This window comes from Staphylococcus sp. MZ3, from assembly GCF_018622755.1.
Lineage (GTDB): Bacteria > Bacillota > Bacilli > Staphylococcales > Staphylococcaceae > Staphylococcus > Staphylococcus aureus.
On record NZ_CP076026.1, the window covers coordinates 176024 to 192063 of the forward strand.

The window sequence follows — 16040 nt, forward strand, 5'->3', positions numbered from 1 at the left end:
AGATAAATTTATTAAGAATTTGTTAAAATTTAAGGATAACAATTGTTTTATGCGAGTTGTTTGTTTAATATAAACTTGCTTCATGGATATTTTGTAACAACAATATTGAATTTGCAATGAGATATGAACAACAGAAAGTGATTAACGAGTTGTAGTGTGCTATTTATCGAAGATGTATGTAATTTACATTGAAAAATATACCAATTGTAACGATGATACAAGATGTATTTTAGGGTAGAATATATCGCTCATATGTTGCGAATGGTGTTTTATATTAATCATTACATAACGAGTTAATTAACATTTCGTCGGTTATCATATCATCATGCAATTTCAGTAAGTAATGAGTATTATGATATGAAAGAAGGACTTTTTATGATTATGGGTAATTTGAGATTTCAACAGGAATATTTTCGTATATACAAAAATAATACAGAATCAACGACACACCGTAATGCGTATTGGGTTAAACTCGCTAAAAATGTTGAAGCTACTAAAATGATGTATGCATTATCGACAATTGTGCAACAACATGCATCTATAAGACATTTTTTTGATGTTACTACCGATGACAATTTAACAATGATACTTCATGAATTTCTGCCTTTTATTGAGATAAAACAAGTTCCAACTTCTTCCGCAAACTATGATTTAGAAGCTTTTTTTAAGCAAGAATTAAGTACTTACCATTTTAATGATTCACCTTTATTCAAATTTAAATTGTTTCAGTTCGCTGATGCTGCATATATACTATTAGATTTTCATGTGTCCATTTTCGATGATAGTCAAATTGATATTTTTCTTGATGATTTATGCAATGCATATCGTGGCAATACTGTTATTAACAATACTCGACAGCATGCACATTTAAATAGAAATGATGATAAAGACAATCAAGATGCATCGCATATAGCATTAGACTCAAACTATTTTCGGTTAGAGAATAACTCTGACATCCATATTGATAGTTATTTACCAATTAAGCAGCCATTTGAGCAAGCTTTATATCAAACGTATTTGATTGATGATATGACATCAATAGATATGGCATCGTTGGCTGTTAGTGTGTATTTAGCTAATCATATAATGAGTCAACAACATGATGTCACATTAGGTATACATGTACCATCACATTTACCAAATGATTTACACGGAAATATTGTGCCGTTAACGTTAACAATCGATGCAAAAGATGTATGTCAACGTTTTACAACAGATTTTAATAAATGTGTGTTGCAAAATATGTCGCAATTACAGTGCGCGAAGTCTTCGCTTTCACTAGAGACTATTTTTCATTGTTATCATCATATGATGTCTTGTTGTAATGATGTTATTGAGGATGTACATCAAATACATGATGCACATACATCTTTAGCGGATATTGAAATTTTTCCACATCAACACGGGTTCAAAATTATATATAACAGTGCAGCATATGATTTGCTCTCAATCGAGACGCTGAGTGACTTAGTTCGAAATATTTATTTGCAAATTACTGAAGAAAATGGAAATAAACGAACAACTGTAGATGAACTTAATTTGATGACAGAACGTGATATTCAATTATATGACGATATCAATTTAAGTTTGCCTGAGATAGATGATGCGCAAACAGTTGTTACCTTATTTGAGCAACAAGTTGAAGCAACGCCGAATCATGTCGCTGTGCAATTTGACGGAGTGTTTATAACATATCAAACATTGAATGCACGCGCGAATGATTTAGCACACCGTTTGAGAAACCAGTATGGTGTTGAACCTAATGATCGTGTCGCTGTCATAGCTGAAAAAAGTATTGAGATGATAATAGCGATGATAGGTGTGTTGAAAGCTGGTGGGGCTTACGTGCCAATTGATCCGAACTATCCAATTGATCGTCAGGAGTACATTTTAAAAGATGCAACGCCTAAAGTTGTAATAACGTACCAAGCTTTATATGAAAATGGTAAACAAAATATTAATCACATTGATTTGAATAAGATAGCGTGGAAAAATATTGATAATCTTTCTAAATGTAACACGTTAGAAGATCATGCTTATGTTATTTACACGTCGGGGACAACTGGTAACCCTAAAGGGACACTAATTCCGCACCGAGGTATTGTTCGCTTGGTCCATCGAAATCATTATGTACCATTAAATGAAGAGACGACAATTTTGTTATCAGGAACTATAGCCTTTGATGCTGCAACATTTGAAATATATGGTGCATTGCTCAATGGTGGAAAGCTGATTGTTGCTAAAAAAGAACAATTATTAAATCCAATAGCGGTAGAACAATTAATCAATGAAAATGACGTTAATACTATGTGGTTAACCTCCTCATTATTTAATCAGATTGCTAGTGAACGAATAGAAGTATTGGTACCGTTAAAGTATTTATTAATTGGTGGAGAAGTATTGAATGCTAAGTGGGTGGATTTGCTTAATCAAAAACCGAAGCATCCTCAAATTATTAATGGTTATGGACCAACTGAAAATACAACATTTACAACGACGTATAATATACCTAACAAAGTTCCAAATCGTATTCCTATTGGTAAACCGATTCTGGGTACTCATGTTTATATCATGCAAGGCGAGCGTCGGTGTGGCGTTGGTATTCCTGGAGAATTATGTACAAGTGGCTTTGGGTTAGCTGCAGGTTATTTAAATCAGCCAGAATTGACAGCAGATAAATTTATCAAAGATTCAAATATAAATCAGCTGATGTATAGAAGTGGTGATATCGTTCGTTTGTTACCCGATGGCAACATAGATTATTTATATCGAAAGGACAAACAAGTTAAGATTCGAGGGTTTAGGATTGAGTTGTCAGAGGTTGAGCATGCGCTCGAGCGTATACAAGGTATTAATAAAGCAGTTGTTATTGTTCAAAATCATGATCAAGATCAGTATATCGTTGCTTATTATGAAGCGATGCATACATTATCACATAATAAGATTAAATCACAATTACGTATGACCTTACCGGAGTACATGATACCAGTTAATTTCATGCATATTGAGCAAATTCCTATTACTATTAATGGGAAATTAGATAAGAAGGCATTGCCTATCATGGACTATGTCGATACGGATGCCTATGTAGCACCGAGTACAGATACCGAACACTTGCTATGCCAAATTTTTGCAGATATTTTACATGTGAATCAAGTAGGTATTCATGATAATTTCTTTGAATTAGGTGGCCATTCATTAAAAGCAACGTTAGTGGTGAATCGGATAGAGGCATCTACTGGGAAACGATTACAAATTGGTGATTTATTACAAAAGCCAACTGTATTTGAACTAGCACAAGCGATTGCTAAGGTTCAAGAACAAAACTATGAAGTGATTCCAGAAGCTATAGTTAAAGATGATTATGTGCTGAGCTCTGCACAAAAGCGTATGTATTTATTATGGAAATCAAACCATAAAGATACGGTGTATAACGTACCTTTTTTATGGCGGTTATCATCAGGACTTAATGTAGCTCAATTGCAACAAGCAGTTCAGCATTTGATAGCGCGACATGAGATTCTACGAACACAATATATTGTTGTAGATGATGAGGTTCGACAACGTATTGTGGCAGATGTTGTAGCTGACTTTGAAGAAGTTAACACGCATTTTACGGATGAACAAGAAATTATGCGCCAATTTGTGGCACCTTTTAATTTGGAAAAGCCAAGTCAAATTAGAGTGAGATACATTAGAAGTCCCTTACATGCATACCTGTTTATAGATACACATCATATCATTAATGACGGTATGAGTAATATACAATTAATGAATGATCTTAACGCACTTTATCAACATAAATTATTGTTACCACTTAAATTGCAATATAAAGACTATAGTGAGTGGATGTCGCATCGTGATATGACGAAACATAGACAATATTGGTTATCTCAATTCAAAGATGAAGTACCTATTTTAAGCTTACCGACAGACTATGTTAGACCAAATATTAAAACGACAAATGGAGCAATGATGTCATTTACAATGAATCAACAAATGAGACAGCTACTTCAAAAGTATGTAGAAAAGCATCAAATTACTGATTTTATGTTCTTTATGAGTGTGGTTATGACGTTGTTAAGCAGATATGCTCGAAAAGATGATGTTGTTGTCGGTAGTGTGATGAGTGCACGTATGCATAAAGGCACGGAGCAAATGCTAGGCATGTTTGCTAATACGTTGGTATATAGAGGGCAACCGTCACCTGATAAAATGTGGACACAGTTTTTACAAGAGGTTAAGGAAATGAGTTTGGAGGCATACGAGCATCAAGAATACCCATTCGAATGTTTAGTAAATGACTTAGATCAATCACATGATGCCTCACGGAATCCATTATTTGATGTCATGTTAGTACTACAAAACAATGAAACGAATCATGCTCATTTTGGGCATAGTAAATTAACACACATTCAACCCAAATCAGTGACGGCGAAATTTGATTTATCTTTCATCATTGAAGAAGATCGCGATGACTATATAATCAATATCGAGTATAATACCGATTTATATCACTCAGAAACAGTTCGTCACATGGGTAATCAATGTATGATTATGATTGATTATATTTTGAAGCATCAAGATACACTACAAATTTGTGATATACCAAACGGCACGGAGGAACTTCTAAATTGGGTCAATACGCATGTTAACGATCGAATGCTTAATGTCCCGGGAAATAAATCTATCATAAGTTACTTTAATGAAGTTGTCTCACGACAAGGTAATCATGTTGCGCTAGTCATGAATGATTTGACAATGACGTATGAAACATTACGCAACTATGTGGATGCCATTGCGCACATGCTCCTATCAAATGGTGTGGGCAATGGTCAACGGGTTGCCTTGTTTACAGAACGTAGTTTTGAAATGATTGCGGCGATGTTGGCGACAGTTAAAGTAGGTGCATCTTATATACCTATCGATATTGATTTTCCGAATAAACGACAAGCTGCAATTTTGGAGGATGCTAAAGTAACTGCAGTCATGTCTTACGGCGTTGAAATTGAAACGACATTACCAGTCATTCAATTGGAAAATGCTAAAGGCTTTGTTGAATCAAAGGAAAATGAACAATATGATGATTTACATGGCAATCAACTTGAAAACACAGCGATGTTAGATAATGAGATGTATGCTATTTACACATCTGGTACGACCGGGATGCCTAAAGGGGTTGCCATACGACAACGAAATTTGTTGAATTTAGTGCATGCATGGTCAACTGAATTGCAATTAGGCGACAATGAAGTATTTTTGCAACATGCAAATATTGTTTTTGATGCATCAGTTATGGAGATTTATTGTTGTTTGTTAAATGGTCATACGCTTGTGATTCCAGATAGAGAGGAACGTGTTAATCCAGAACAGTTACAACAACTCATTAATAAGCATCGTGTGACGGTTGCGTCGATTCCGTTACAGATGTGTAGTGTTATGGAAGACTTTTATATTGAAAAGTTGATTACAGGCGGGGCAACTAGTACGGCATCCTTTGTTAAATATATTGAGAAGCATTGTGGCACGTATTTCAATGCCTATGGACCATCTGAGTCAACAGTCATCACATCGTATTGGTCACATCGTTGTGGTGATTTGATACCTGAGACGATTCCAATTGGCAAACCCTTATCTAACATCCAAGTATATATTATGTCAGATGGTTTGTTATGCGGTATTGGTATGCCAGGCGAGTTGTGTATTGCAGGTGATAGTTTAGCGATAGGATATATTAATCGTCCAGAATTAATGGCTGATAAATGGCAAAATAATCCATTTGGTAAAGGAAAGTTGTATCATAGTGGTGATTTAGCACGTTATACATCTGATGGTCAAATTGAATTTTTAGGAAGAATAGATAAACAAGTGAAAGTTAACGGGTACCGTATTGAACTTGATGAAATTGAAAATGCAATATTAGCTATTCGTGGTATATCTGATTGTGTTGTCACAGTAAGTCACTTTGATATGCATGATATATTGAATGCTTATTATGTCGGAGAGCAACAAGTGGAGCAAGATTTGAAGCAATATTTAAATGATCATCTGCCTAAGTATATGATTCCTAAGACTATAACGCATATCGATTGTATGCCATTAACCACGAATGACAAGGTGGATACTACGCGTTTGCCAAATCCATCACCTATACAACAGTCTAATAAAGTGTATAGCGAACCCTCTAATGAAATTGAGCAGACATTTGTTGATGTATTTGGAGAGGTATTGAAACAAAATGATGTCGGTGTTGACGATGATTTCTTTGAACTTGGTGGTAACTCATTAGAGGCGATGTTAGTTGTCTCGCATTTAAAACGATTTGGCCATCATATTTCAATGCAGACATTATACCAATATAAAACCGTGCGACAGATTGTTAATTATATGTACCAAAATCAACAATCATTAGTTGCATTACCGGATAATCTTTCGGAATTACAAAAGATTGTTATGTCTCGTTATAACTTGGGTATTTTAGAGGATAGTCTAAGTCATCGACCTCTAGGAAATACACTATTGACTGGCGCGACAGGTTTTTTAGGTGCTTATCTGATTGAAGTACTACAAGGATACAGTCATCGCATTTATTGTTTCATACGTGCTGATAATGAGGAAATAGCATGGTATAAGTTGATGACGAATTTAAATGATTATTTTTCAGAAGAGACGGTTGAAATGATGTTATCAAACATTGAAGTCATTGTTGGTGATTTTGAGTGTATGGATGATGTTGTTTTACCAGAAAACATGGATACGATTATTCATGCAGGTGCTCGTACAGATCACTTTGGTGATGATGATGAATTTGAAAAAGTAAATGTTCAAGGTACTGTTGATGTCATACGTTTGGCACAACAACATCATGCAAGGTTAATATATGTGTCTACGATAAGTGTGGGAACTTATTTTGATATAGACACAGAAGATGTGACATTTTCAGAAGCGGATGTCTATAAAGGGCAACTACTAACATCACCATATACACGGAGCAAATTTTATAGTGAATTAAAAGTATTAGAAGCTGTAAATAATGGCTTAGATGGTCGGATTGTACGTGTTGGTAATTTGACGAGTCCTTACAATGGAAGATGGCATATGAGAAATATAAAGACTAACCGTTTTTCAATGGTAATGAATGATTTGTTACAACTGGATTGTATCGGGGTTAGCATGGCTGAAATGCCTGTAGATTTTTCTTTTGTGGATACGACTGCAAGACAAATTGTCGCATTAGCACAAGTCAACACACCACAAATCATTTACCATGTGCTATCACCTAATAAAATGCCGGTGAAATCTTTGTTAGAATGCGTTAAGCGCAAAGAAATTGAACTCGTCAGCGATGAATCATTTAATGAAATTTTACAGAAACAAGACATGTACGAAACGATTGGATTAACTAGTGTTGACCGTGAACAACAACTAGCAATGATAGATACAACATTAACATTAAAAATAATGAATCACATCAGTGAAAAATGGCCAACGATAACTAACAATTGGCTGTATCATTGGGCACAATATATCAAAACAATATTCAATAAGTAAGTAGGGAAAGTTATGACAGTATTTGTAATGCAATTACAGAGTAACTTGAAAAGTATTGAAGAATTAATATCACAAAGTCGTTGGTCATATAAAAAACCGCGTACAGTCAACTATAGATACAATCAAGATAAACTCATGCACAGATTGGGAGATATTTTAGTGCAATATGGAATTCAACATGACACAGGTTTATTACCACATGAATGGCATTATCACATTTCGCCACGAGGTAAGGCAGATATTGTTCAACACAATCGTGATGGACAGCCCATCTATGTGAGCTTATCATATAGTTATCCTTATATCGTGTGTGTTGTCGATAAAGAACCAGTTGGTATAGATATCGAAAAGATATCACAACGTTTAGACTGGCGTACGTTAGTGACGTGTTTCTCTACAAACGAAGCACATCAAATATGTAGTTTAAATGATTTTTATCAAATATGGACACAAAAAGAAAGTTTTACAAAATTGATTGGTGAAGGTTTAATCAAAGGATTGGACATTTATGATATGACACAATCACACTTTTATCAATCACGTGAAGTGAAGTTCAAACAATTTATTTTTGATCAGTTTATGGTACAGGTATGTTTCTTAGGACAGGCACCCTGGGGTTATAAAAAAGTGTCTGTATTTCAGTTATTGAGTAGTTAATATGACGTCTGACAGTATCATTGCGCAGTGATTTTAAACTATACTGCCTAAATGTTTACTGTTAGATGTTTTTTTATTGGAAAAATGAAAGGTGAATACACGATGGCATCATTCAAAATCATGACGAGATTAAAGTAAGTGATAAGGTGAAAATATACTGAGCAATATTGAAATTACCGAAAATAATAGTTTGTTACGACGCATTTGAGACTTTAATGCTCACGTAAGTTGGCTGGAATCATATCATGTCAGTTAATAAAATAACGTGAGCATCAATCATCATACTCAAACGATGATTTAAAACTCACGTTAATGTTAGTCAGTGTATTAATTTAATTTATAGCGATAGACAAAATGTTGTCGCACTAATTCAATTGTCATCATCCAGACGATATGGCCAAAGAATTCTGACAGATGCTCTTGGAATGGTTGATCCCACACAGCAGGTACAGTATGCATGATTGGCATAATGATAAGGTGGAATAATACCCAAATAGCAATACCAAAAACAGCACCTTGTCCCATTGCTAAGTAAGCGTATTTTTTAACTAATATGCAGTAAATAATTGCAATGACGATAGAAAAACTAAAGTGAACAATGAAGCTTACCCAAGGTAATTCCATATTTGAAAATGTATACGTCTGATGTGTAAATTCACTACTAAATCCTAATTGTTGCAATAACTCTTGAGGTGGGTTCGTTGCATTACGTTCTGGTGTGCGAGGTGGAAACATGACTTCCCAACCTAATTTTACAATTCCAGATAACAAGCCACCGATAATTCCAGCATAAATGAATATACCCATTTGTCGTTTCGTCAACTTAAGGACTCCTCTCTATTTACTATCCTCATTATAGTATTTTGTGAAAATAATCACAATAAAAAGCTTTGCAAAACTTAAAATATTTTGATGAACAAATTTGTAAAAGGTTATTAGTTTTTTACATCTCATATTGTATCGTACTGTATTCAAAATTGTTAACGAGATGAACGGTAAATAAATGTTTTAGCGCAATGGATAATCGAACTGGAATCATCGCGTGTCAAAACTTGTTAGGCCTTAATTTCATAGTTATGAATTAAGGATTGTTGTGCCAACAAAATCATTATTGTAAATAGATTCAATGATATTTGGCTTGTTTCCTGATGCAATGATAACTTTAGGACAGCCATTTTCAATCGCATTTTTGGCATCTAGCACTTTGGGAATCATACCTCCATAAATATCACCATGTTCAATATATTGATGAATATCGACTAATGGCAATTGAGGTATAACCACATCATTGATGAGTACACCTGCAATATTACTTAATACATAAATAGGCGCTTTTAATGATGATGCAATAAAATAGGCAAGCGTGTCAGCATTAATATTGTAAAATTCTCCATCATGGTTATTGAAACCAATCGAATTGATGATAGGTACAAATTTAGTACATATATACTGTAAAGCATCCTTATTTAAAGCGGTCGGGACACCGACATATCCATATTGTTGATCAAAACGTTTAATTTCAAATAATTGAGCATCCAAACCACATAAGCCTATCGCAGAACATTGGTGCTGGTTAAATTGAGCTACTAATGCAGTGTTAACGTCTGCAATGAGCGTGTGTTTAGTAATGGTCATGGTTGCTTTATCAGTCACTCTTAGGCCATTAACAAAGTGTGGCTCGATTTGCTGGTTTGATAATGCATCATTAATAAATGGGCCACCGCCATGAACGATAATAGGGTAGATGTTGTTTAATCGTAAATGCTTAATATTGTTAATAATTGATGGATGCATGTCACTAAGTGTACTGCCACCAATTTTAATGACAATAAATTTCATCTAACCAACACCACCTTATGTTCGATATGATGCGTTGATACGCACATAATCATAGGATAAATCACAACCGTATGCAGTCGCTGCAGCGTTACCTAAACCAAGCTGAACGTCAATTGTGACATTTTCATGAGTTAATGTATTCGACATAGCTTACTCATCAAATAGTACAGCCATACCTTTATCAACGACAGGTATTTGGTTCAGTTGAACATATGTGCAGTTAGGATCAATTTCACATCCGCTGTAGCCAATAGCTGTAATGATTCGACCAAAATTGGCATCTTCGCCAAAAATAGCTGATTTTACTAGATTTGAACTTACGATAGTTTTACCGATTTTTCTTGCATCTGATATTGATTTAGCGCCTGACACATTGACGCTGATTAACTTTGTTGCGCCTTCGCCATCTCTGGCTATAGCTTTAGCTAAAAATGTACAGACAAAATTGAATGCATCAACAAATGTTTCCCATTGTGGATGGTCTTGACTAAGTATTTGGTGTTCAACTTGGTGATTTGCCATGACTAATACCATGTCATTTGTACTTGTATCGCCATCAACAGTAATCATATTAAATGTATGGTCAGTCGAAGATTTTAATAATTGATGAAGTGTATTCGATTCAATCGATGCATCGGTTGTTATAAAAGCAAGCATGGTAGCCATATTTGGGTGAATCATACCTGAACCTTTGGCGCTACCACCAATTGTAACGGTTTTACCATCGATTTTTAGTGATACAGCGATATGTTTTGTACAGGTATCAGTTGTTAAAATTGCCTCGTTAAACGCACCTGGCGTTGCAAAATTAGCATCCTTAATATGTTCGGTCCCAGTCTTAATTTTATCCATAGGCAAATATTCACCAATGACCCCAGTTGAAGCAACAGCAACATGCTCAGATGGTATTTGAAGTTGTTGAGCAACCCATGTTTGTGTTTGTCGTGCATCATCTATGCCTTGTTGACCGGTACAAGAATTTGCATTAGCTGAATTAACAACAAGTGCTTGTAATTTTCCTTTAGACTTTTGTAAAGTGTCTTCAGTGACAATAAGTGGTGCAGCTTTAAACTGATTTAAAGTATATACGGCAGCTGCACTTGCCAAAGACGATGAGTAAATCCACCCAAAGTCTTTTTTGTTAGCGCGTAAACCGATGTGCATACCACCAGCCGTGAAGCCTTGAGGTGTACTGATATCGCCATGTTTAATAATTGAAAAGTTATATTGTTGTGATGTCGTTTCTTGATGTTTCATTCTAACACCCCTTATGGATAAACTGGTGATTGATTTAGGCCAGTCGTCACTTCAAAATCATATAATATATTTAAATTTTGAATGGCTTGCCCACTTGCGCCTTTGACAAGGTTATCAATCACTGATACTAAAATTGCTGTTTGCGTTGTTTCATCTACATAGATGCCGATATCGCAGTAGTTACTACCGAGTACTTCTTTTGTGGTTGGAAAAGTCCCAATATCTCTAATTCTGACAAATGGCTGATTAGCATAATAAGAGGTCATTAATTTATGTAATGATTCAGTCGTATATTCAGATGATAATTTGACATATATTGTTGATAAAATACCTCGTGTCATTGGTACGAGATGTGGTGTAAATATGACTGATACATCTTGACCCGCAATGATAGATAAATATTGCTCGATTTCCGGTTTGTGTTTATGGTTTCCGATTGCATAAGCGCTTAGATTTTCATTCATTTCTGAAAAATGAACACGTTGTGATAATGAACGACCAGCACCTGACACGCCGGTCTTAGCATCAATAATAATAGATGACAAATCTACTATTTTTTCGCTAATAAGTGGATGTAATGCTAATAATGTTGCTGTAGGGAAACAGCCAGGATTAGAAATGAGCTTCGTTCCATTGTTATCAAACGATTGCCATTCTGAAATGCTGTAAATAGCATGATTCAAATCATCTTGTGCTGCAGCAGTTTCTTTGTAATATGCTTCATATATTTCACGATTCTTAATTCTAAATGCGCCAGATAAATCGATAACATGAATACCTTTTTCTACTAAGGGAGGGATACATGTTTTACTTACGGGTGCTGGTGTCGCAAAGAAAATTACATCACAGTCATTATTGTCCACTGTAAGTGCTTCGAAATGTTGTATAATATGTTGTAAATGTGGAAATGTTAATTTCAACGGTTCATCTACTTTTGAATGTGAGTAGATGTGTGCAATCGTTACATGAGGATGTGTTTGTAACAATCGAATTAATTCAATTGCGCCATAACCGCTACCGCCAACGATACCTACTTTAATCATCATGAATCCCTCCTATGTCATATATAAATGATTAATTGTTAATTTTTAAAAACGTCTTGAAAAGCTGCAACAATTTGATGGATTTCCTCTTTATCAATGACTAGAGGTGGAGACAATCGAATGATAGTACGATGCGTGTCTTTGCATAAGATTCCACGTTGAATCAGTTGATCCACAAAAGGTGCAGCATCTGTGTTAAGCTCTATGCCTATAAATAAACCACGACCTCTAATTTCTTTAATACTAGGATGTTTAAGTTGTAGCAACGCTTTTAATAAAAATGAACCTAAGCGTTCTGATCGTTCAACCAGTTGTTCATCTTTAAGTACATCAAGCGCTGCCGTCGATATTGCAATGGCTAAAGGGTTACCACCAAATGTCGAACCATGTGTACCTGGTGTTAGAACACGCATGACATCATTATTTGCAAGTACAGCAGATACAGGGTATAAGCCGCCACCCAATGCCTTACCTAAAATATAAATGTCTGGAACAACTTGCTCCCATTCCATAGCAAACCATTTCCCAGTTCTACCAAGACCAACTTGAATTTCATCTGCAATCAATAATATTTGATGTTTATCACATAGTTGACGCACAGCTTGAATATATCCTTTCGGTGGTATATTAACGCCACCTTCACCTTGAATTGGTTCCAAAATAATTGCTGCTGTATTCGGTGAAATAGCTTGTGTTAATTGTTCAATGTCTCCAAAATCTACTGTTGTAGTGCCTTGAAGTAGGGGGTGAAATCCTGCTTTATATGCGTCGTGGTTAGATAGTGATAATGAGCCAAGTGTACGACCGTGAAAATTGTTATTCATAGCGATGATTTCAACTTGTCCGTCAGTAATGCCTTTAACTTCAGAGCCCCATTTTCTAGCAATTTTAATGGCTGCTTCAACAGCTTCAGTACCAGAGTTAAGGGGGAGTACTTTGTCTTTCTTAGCAAGATGACAAATTTTTTCTTCCCATTTCCCGAGATTGTCACTATAAAGGACACGTGAAATGATAGACAACTTTGAAGCTTGTTCTGTCATCGCTTTAACAATTGTTGGATGACAATGGCCTTGGTTTGCAACTGAAAAACCCGAAATGCAATCTATATATTGTTTGCCATCAGTATCCCAAACTTTGACACCTTTACCTTTAGAAATGACAAGCTTAAGTGGTGCATAATTATTAGAGCTATAATAATCAGTTAATTCAATGATTGAATTCATCGGTCTCCCTCCTTTATATTTATACAATTTAAAGAATTAATATTAATATATTACAGTTGTTCAATATAAGTGTCAAATGTAAATTTAATAATATAAAGATAAGGTTGTGTTTGTATTAATGTGATTTGTAAAATGAAAGTACTAATATTTTTTGTGGATAATCATTGATATGTATGTATACGATTGCAGTTTAATGTAGTATGAATAAAAAATGCCACAAGCATATGTTTAACATATGACTGTGGCATAGTATTATGCTTGTGGAATTTTACGATGCTTAATTTTAAAAATAATGAAGCCGATAATGAAACCAATCAAACTGAGAACAACCCAGCCCATACCAATGTCTGATAATGGTAAATATTTTTGGCTGAAATTAATCAAAGTTTGTGAGAATGATGTGCTTGAAATGAACTCTGGACTAGCTTTTAATCCATCTACTAATGCAGCAATCATTGTAAAGAAAATGGTACATTGATAAATAATTTTTGAATGATGGAATTTGCTACTAAATAATGTTAGTACAATCAAGGCAATTGCTAATGGATATAAGAACATTAACACTGGGACTGAGTACATAATAATCTTAGTTAAACCAACATTCGCGAATAAGAACGAAATAAAGCTTACAACTGTTGCAATCGCTAGGTAATTCATTTTAGGGAAAAGGTGTTCGAATGTTTCTGAAAATGCCGTAATCAAACCGATGGCTGTTTTTAAACAAGCAACCATAACGATAAGTGACAACAGGACGATACCGTAGTTACCTAAGTAGTATTGCGTAATTTGCGCTAAGGCAATACCACCATTTTCACTAAGTTTGAAATGACCAATACTTAATGTACCCATGATTGCTAGTAGGGTATAAATGATCCCCATCATAATGATACTGATAGTACCAGACTTAATTGTTTCTTTAGCGATATCAGTTGGATTTTCGATACCTAACTTTTTAATCGTTGCAACAATGATGATACCAAATGCCAATGACGCTAGCGCATCTAAGGTATTGTATCCATCTAAAAAGCCGTTAAATAAGGCATGTGATTGATATTGTTTACTAATAGGTGCATCAGATATGCCACCTAATGGATGGATAAAAGCAAATAATAAAATAATTGCTAATAATACTAAGAATACCGGATTTAAAAATTTACCGATATATTCTAAAATTCTTGATGGCTTTCTCGCAAAAAACCATGCAATCACAAAGAAGACGAAGCTAAAAATAAATAAATATAAAGTGATTTGCTTTGGTGATAAAAATGGCGAAAATGCAATTTCAAATGATGTCGTTGCCAGTCTAGGTAAGGCGAAAAATGGTCCGATAACTAGATATAAGGCAATCGTGAAAATGTAAGCATATGTTTTATTAACACGCGATGCAATTTCAAATAAACCAGATGTCTTTGAAATGCCAATAGCAATGATACCTAGAAATGGTAAGCCAATTGCTGTAATTAAAAATCCTAAGTTAGCGATAAAAACGTTAGAACCAGCAGCTTGACCCAAGTGTATTGGGAAGATAAGATTGCCGGCACCAAAGAATAAACCAAATAACATAGAACCTATAAACATGTTTTCTTTAAATGTTAGTTTCTTCTTCATATATGTATTTGTTCTCCTTTTTAGAACTTATAAAAATCTACTTAATTAAGATAATATCAAAAATTAAACATAAAGTGATACATAATTTTGCAATAAATACTAAATTTTTTGAAAATTCCGGAATAAATACTGTTTTTTATGTAGTAGGGGCGTAAGTTAAGAACGATTTAACAGATATAGAATATGTTAAATATAGAAGGTTAGACAACCCGACGTATTAATACTTTGTGAAATAAAGATCCCCCTCAACATGATTGAAGGGGGGAAGTATATGTTTAGTTCAATACATTTAGAAAGTCGTTTGTAGTTATTGTTTGTCCCATCAATGGGAATACATTATCTATTGGAAATTGATGTAGCGTTTCGTTTTGTGCACTCATCATATCTGTAACAAAAAACTGATTGTAGTTTAATTGATAGGCATCTCGCGCTGTCGTATCTACGCCAATATGCGTTGCGACACCACCAAGAACAATCGTATCAATTCCTCGACGTCGCAATTGTAAGTCCAAATCTGTTCCTACAAATGCACTAAAATGTCGTTTGTCTATGACAAAATCGTCATCTCTCTTGTCTAATAAATGATGGAAACGACTGTAGTCGTCGCCTTCTTTTGGTGGTAATGAGATCATTGCATTTGGTTGCAATACATCTTTACCATCATAGAAATTCACGCGAACAAAAGCGATAAAGCCATTGTTTTTTCTAAAAACATCTATTAATTTATTAGCGTTTTGAACGACATTTTCAGCTGTATGTGGCGCATAATCCATCTTAAGTATACCTTCTTGCAGGTCGATTAACACTAAAGCGGTTTTATTAAAATTAATCATCTTATATCAGAGTCCTTTTCGTTTAATAA

General features: G+C 34.7%; 8 protein-coding genes and 1 pseudogene. 2 read left to right on the plus strand and 7 right to left on the minus strand.

The features are described from left to right. Positions 1 to 375: 375 nt before the first annotated feature. The gene (ausA, locus tag KI230_RS00790; RefSeq protein ID WP_045178342.1) at positions 376 to 7551 is read left to right on the plus strand and encodes an aureusimine non-ribosomal peptide synthetase AusA; all 7176 of its coding nucleotides are present in this window, start codon (positions 376 to 378) and stop codon (positions 7549 to 7551) included. 12 nt (positions 7552 to 7563) lie between these two features. Continuing rightward, on the plus strand, positions 7564 to 8208 hold the full coding sequence (ausB, locus tag KI230_RS00795) for an aureusimine biosynthesis 4'-phosphopantetheinyl transferase AusB (protein ID WP_000215724.1): 645 nt from the start codon (positions 7564 to 7566) through the stop codon (positions 8206 to 8208). Positions 8209 to 8535: 327 nt separating this feature from the next. On the opposite strand, the gene KI230_RS00800 is transcribed toward ausB, so the two are convergent. The 7 genes and pseudogenes from KI230_RS00800 to KI230_RS00830 all read right to left on the minus strand — a co-directional run bounded on the left by KI230_RS00800 (position 8536) and on the right by KI230_RS00830 (position 16011). Then, positions 8536 to 9015 (minus strand): YagU family protein, encoded by a 480-nt coding sequence (locus tag KI230_RS00800; protein WP_001802886.1) that lies wholly within the window; start codon positions 9013 to 9015, stop codon positions 8536 to 8538. A 267-nt stretch (positions 9016 to 9282) separates the two neighbouring features. Continuing rightward, positions 9283 to 10047 (minus strand): acetylglutamate kinase, encoded by a 765-nt coding sequence (gene argB / locus KI230_RS00805; RefSeq protein WP_000668881.1) that lies wholly within the window; start codon positions 10045 to 10047, stop codon positions 9283 to 9285. Positions 10048 to 10062: 15 nt separating this feature from the next. Continuing rightward, positions 10063 to 11304: pseudogene (gene argJ, locus KI230_RS00810) on the minus strand (bifunctional glutamate N-acetyltransferase/amino-acid acetyltransferase ArgJ). Between the two features lie 11 nt (positions 11305 to 11315). Beyond that, on the minus strand, positions 11316 to 12347 hold the full coding sequence (argC, locus tag KI230_RS00815) for an N-acetyl-gamma-glutamyl-phosphate reductase (protein ID WP_000598479.1): 1032 nt from the start codon (positions 12345 to 12347) through the stop codon (positions 11316 to 11318). Positions 12348 to 12385: 38 nt separating this feature from the next. After that, positions 12386 to 13570 (minus strand): ornithine--oxo-acid transaminase, encoded by a 1185-nt coding sequence (gene rocD / locus KI230_RS00820; protein WP_001084436.1) that lies wholly within the window; start codon positions 13568 to 13570, stop codon positions 12386 to 12388. 252 nt (positions 13571 to 13822) lie between these two features. Next, complete coding sequence (brnQ1, locus tag KI230_RS00825; protein WP_000728169.1) at positions 13823 to 15178, minus strand: branched-chain amino acid transport system II carrier protein BrnQ1; 1356 nt, start codon at positions 15176 to 15178, stop codon at positions 13823 to 13825. A gap of 275 nt (positions 15179 to 15453) precedes the next feature. Then, entirely contained in the window at positions 15454 to 16011 is a 558-nt protein-coding gene (locus KI230_RS00830) for an isochorismatase family protein (protein ID WP_001566877.1), read from the minus strand. Between the last annotated feature and the right edge of the window lie 29 nt (positions 16012 to 16040).

What these genes read in the sequence shown, in the direction of transcription:
- ausA (WP_045178342.1), top strand. Translation starts at nt 376, where the DNA reads ATGATTATGGGTAATTTGAGATTTCAACAGGAATATTTTCGTATATAC.
- ausB (WP_000215724.1), top strand. Translation starts at nt 7,564, where the DNA reads ATGACAGTATTTGTAATGCAATTACAGAGTAACTTGAAAAGTATTGAA.
- KI230_RS00800 (WP_001802886.1), bottom strand. Translation starts at nt 9,015, where the DNA reads ATGGGTATATTCATTTATGCTGGAATTATCGGTGGCTTGTTATCTGGA.
- argB (WP_000668881.1), bottom strand. Translation starts at nt 10,047, where the DNA reads ATGAAATTTATTGTCATTAAAATTGGTGGCAGTACACTTAGTGACATG.
- argC (WP_000598479.1), bottom strand. Translation starts at nt 12,347, where the DNA reads ATGATTAAAGTAGGTATCGTTGGCGGTAGCGGTTATGGCGCAATTGAA.
- rocD (WP_001084436.1), bottom strand. Translation starts at nt 13,570, where the DNA reads ATGAATTCAATCATTGAATTAACTGATTATTATAGCTCTAATAATTAT.
- brnQ1 (WP_000728169.1), bottom strand. Translation starts at nt 15,178, where the DNA reads ATGAAGAAGAAACTAACATTTAAAGAAAACATGTTTATAGGTTCTATG.
- KI230_RS00830 (WP_001566877.1), bottom strand. Translation starts at nt 16,011, where the DNA reads ATGATTAATTTTAATAAAACCGCTTTAGTGTTAATCGACCTGCAAGAA.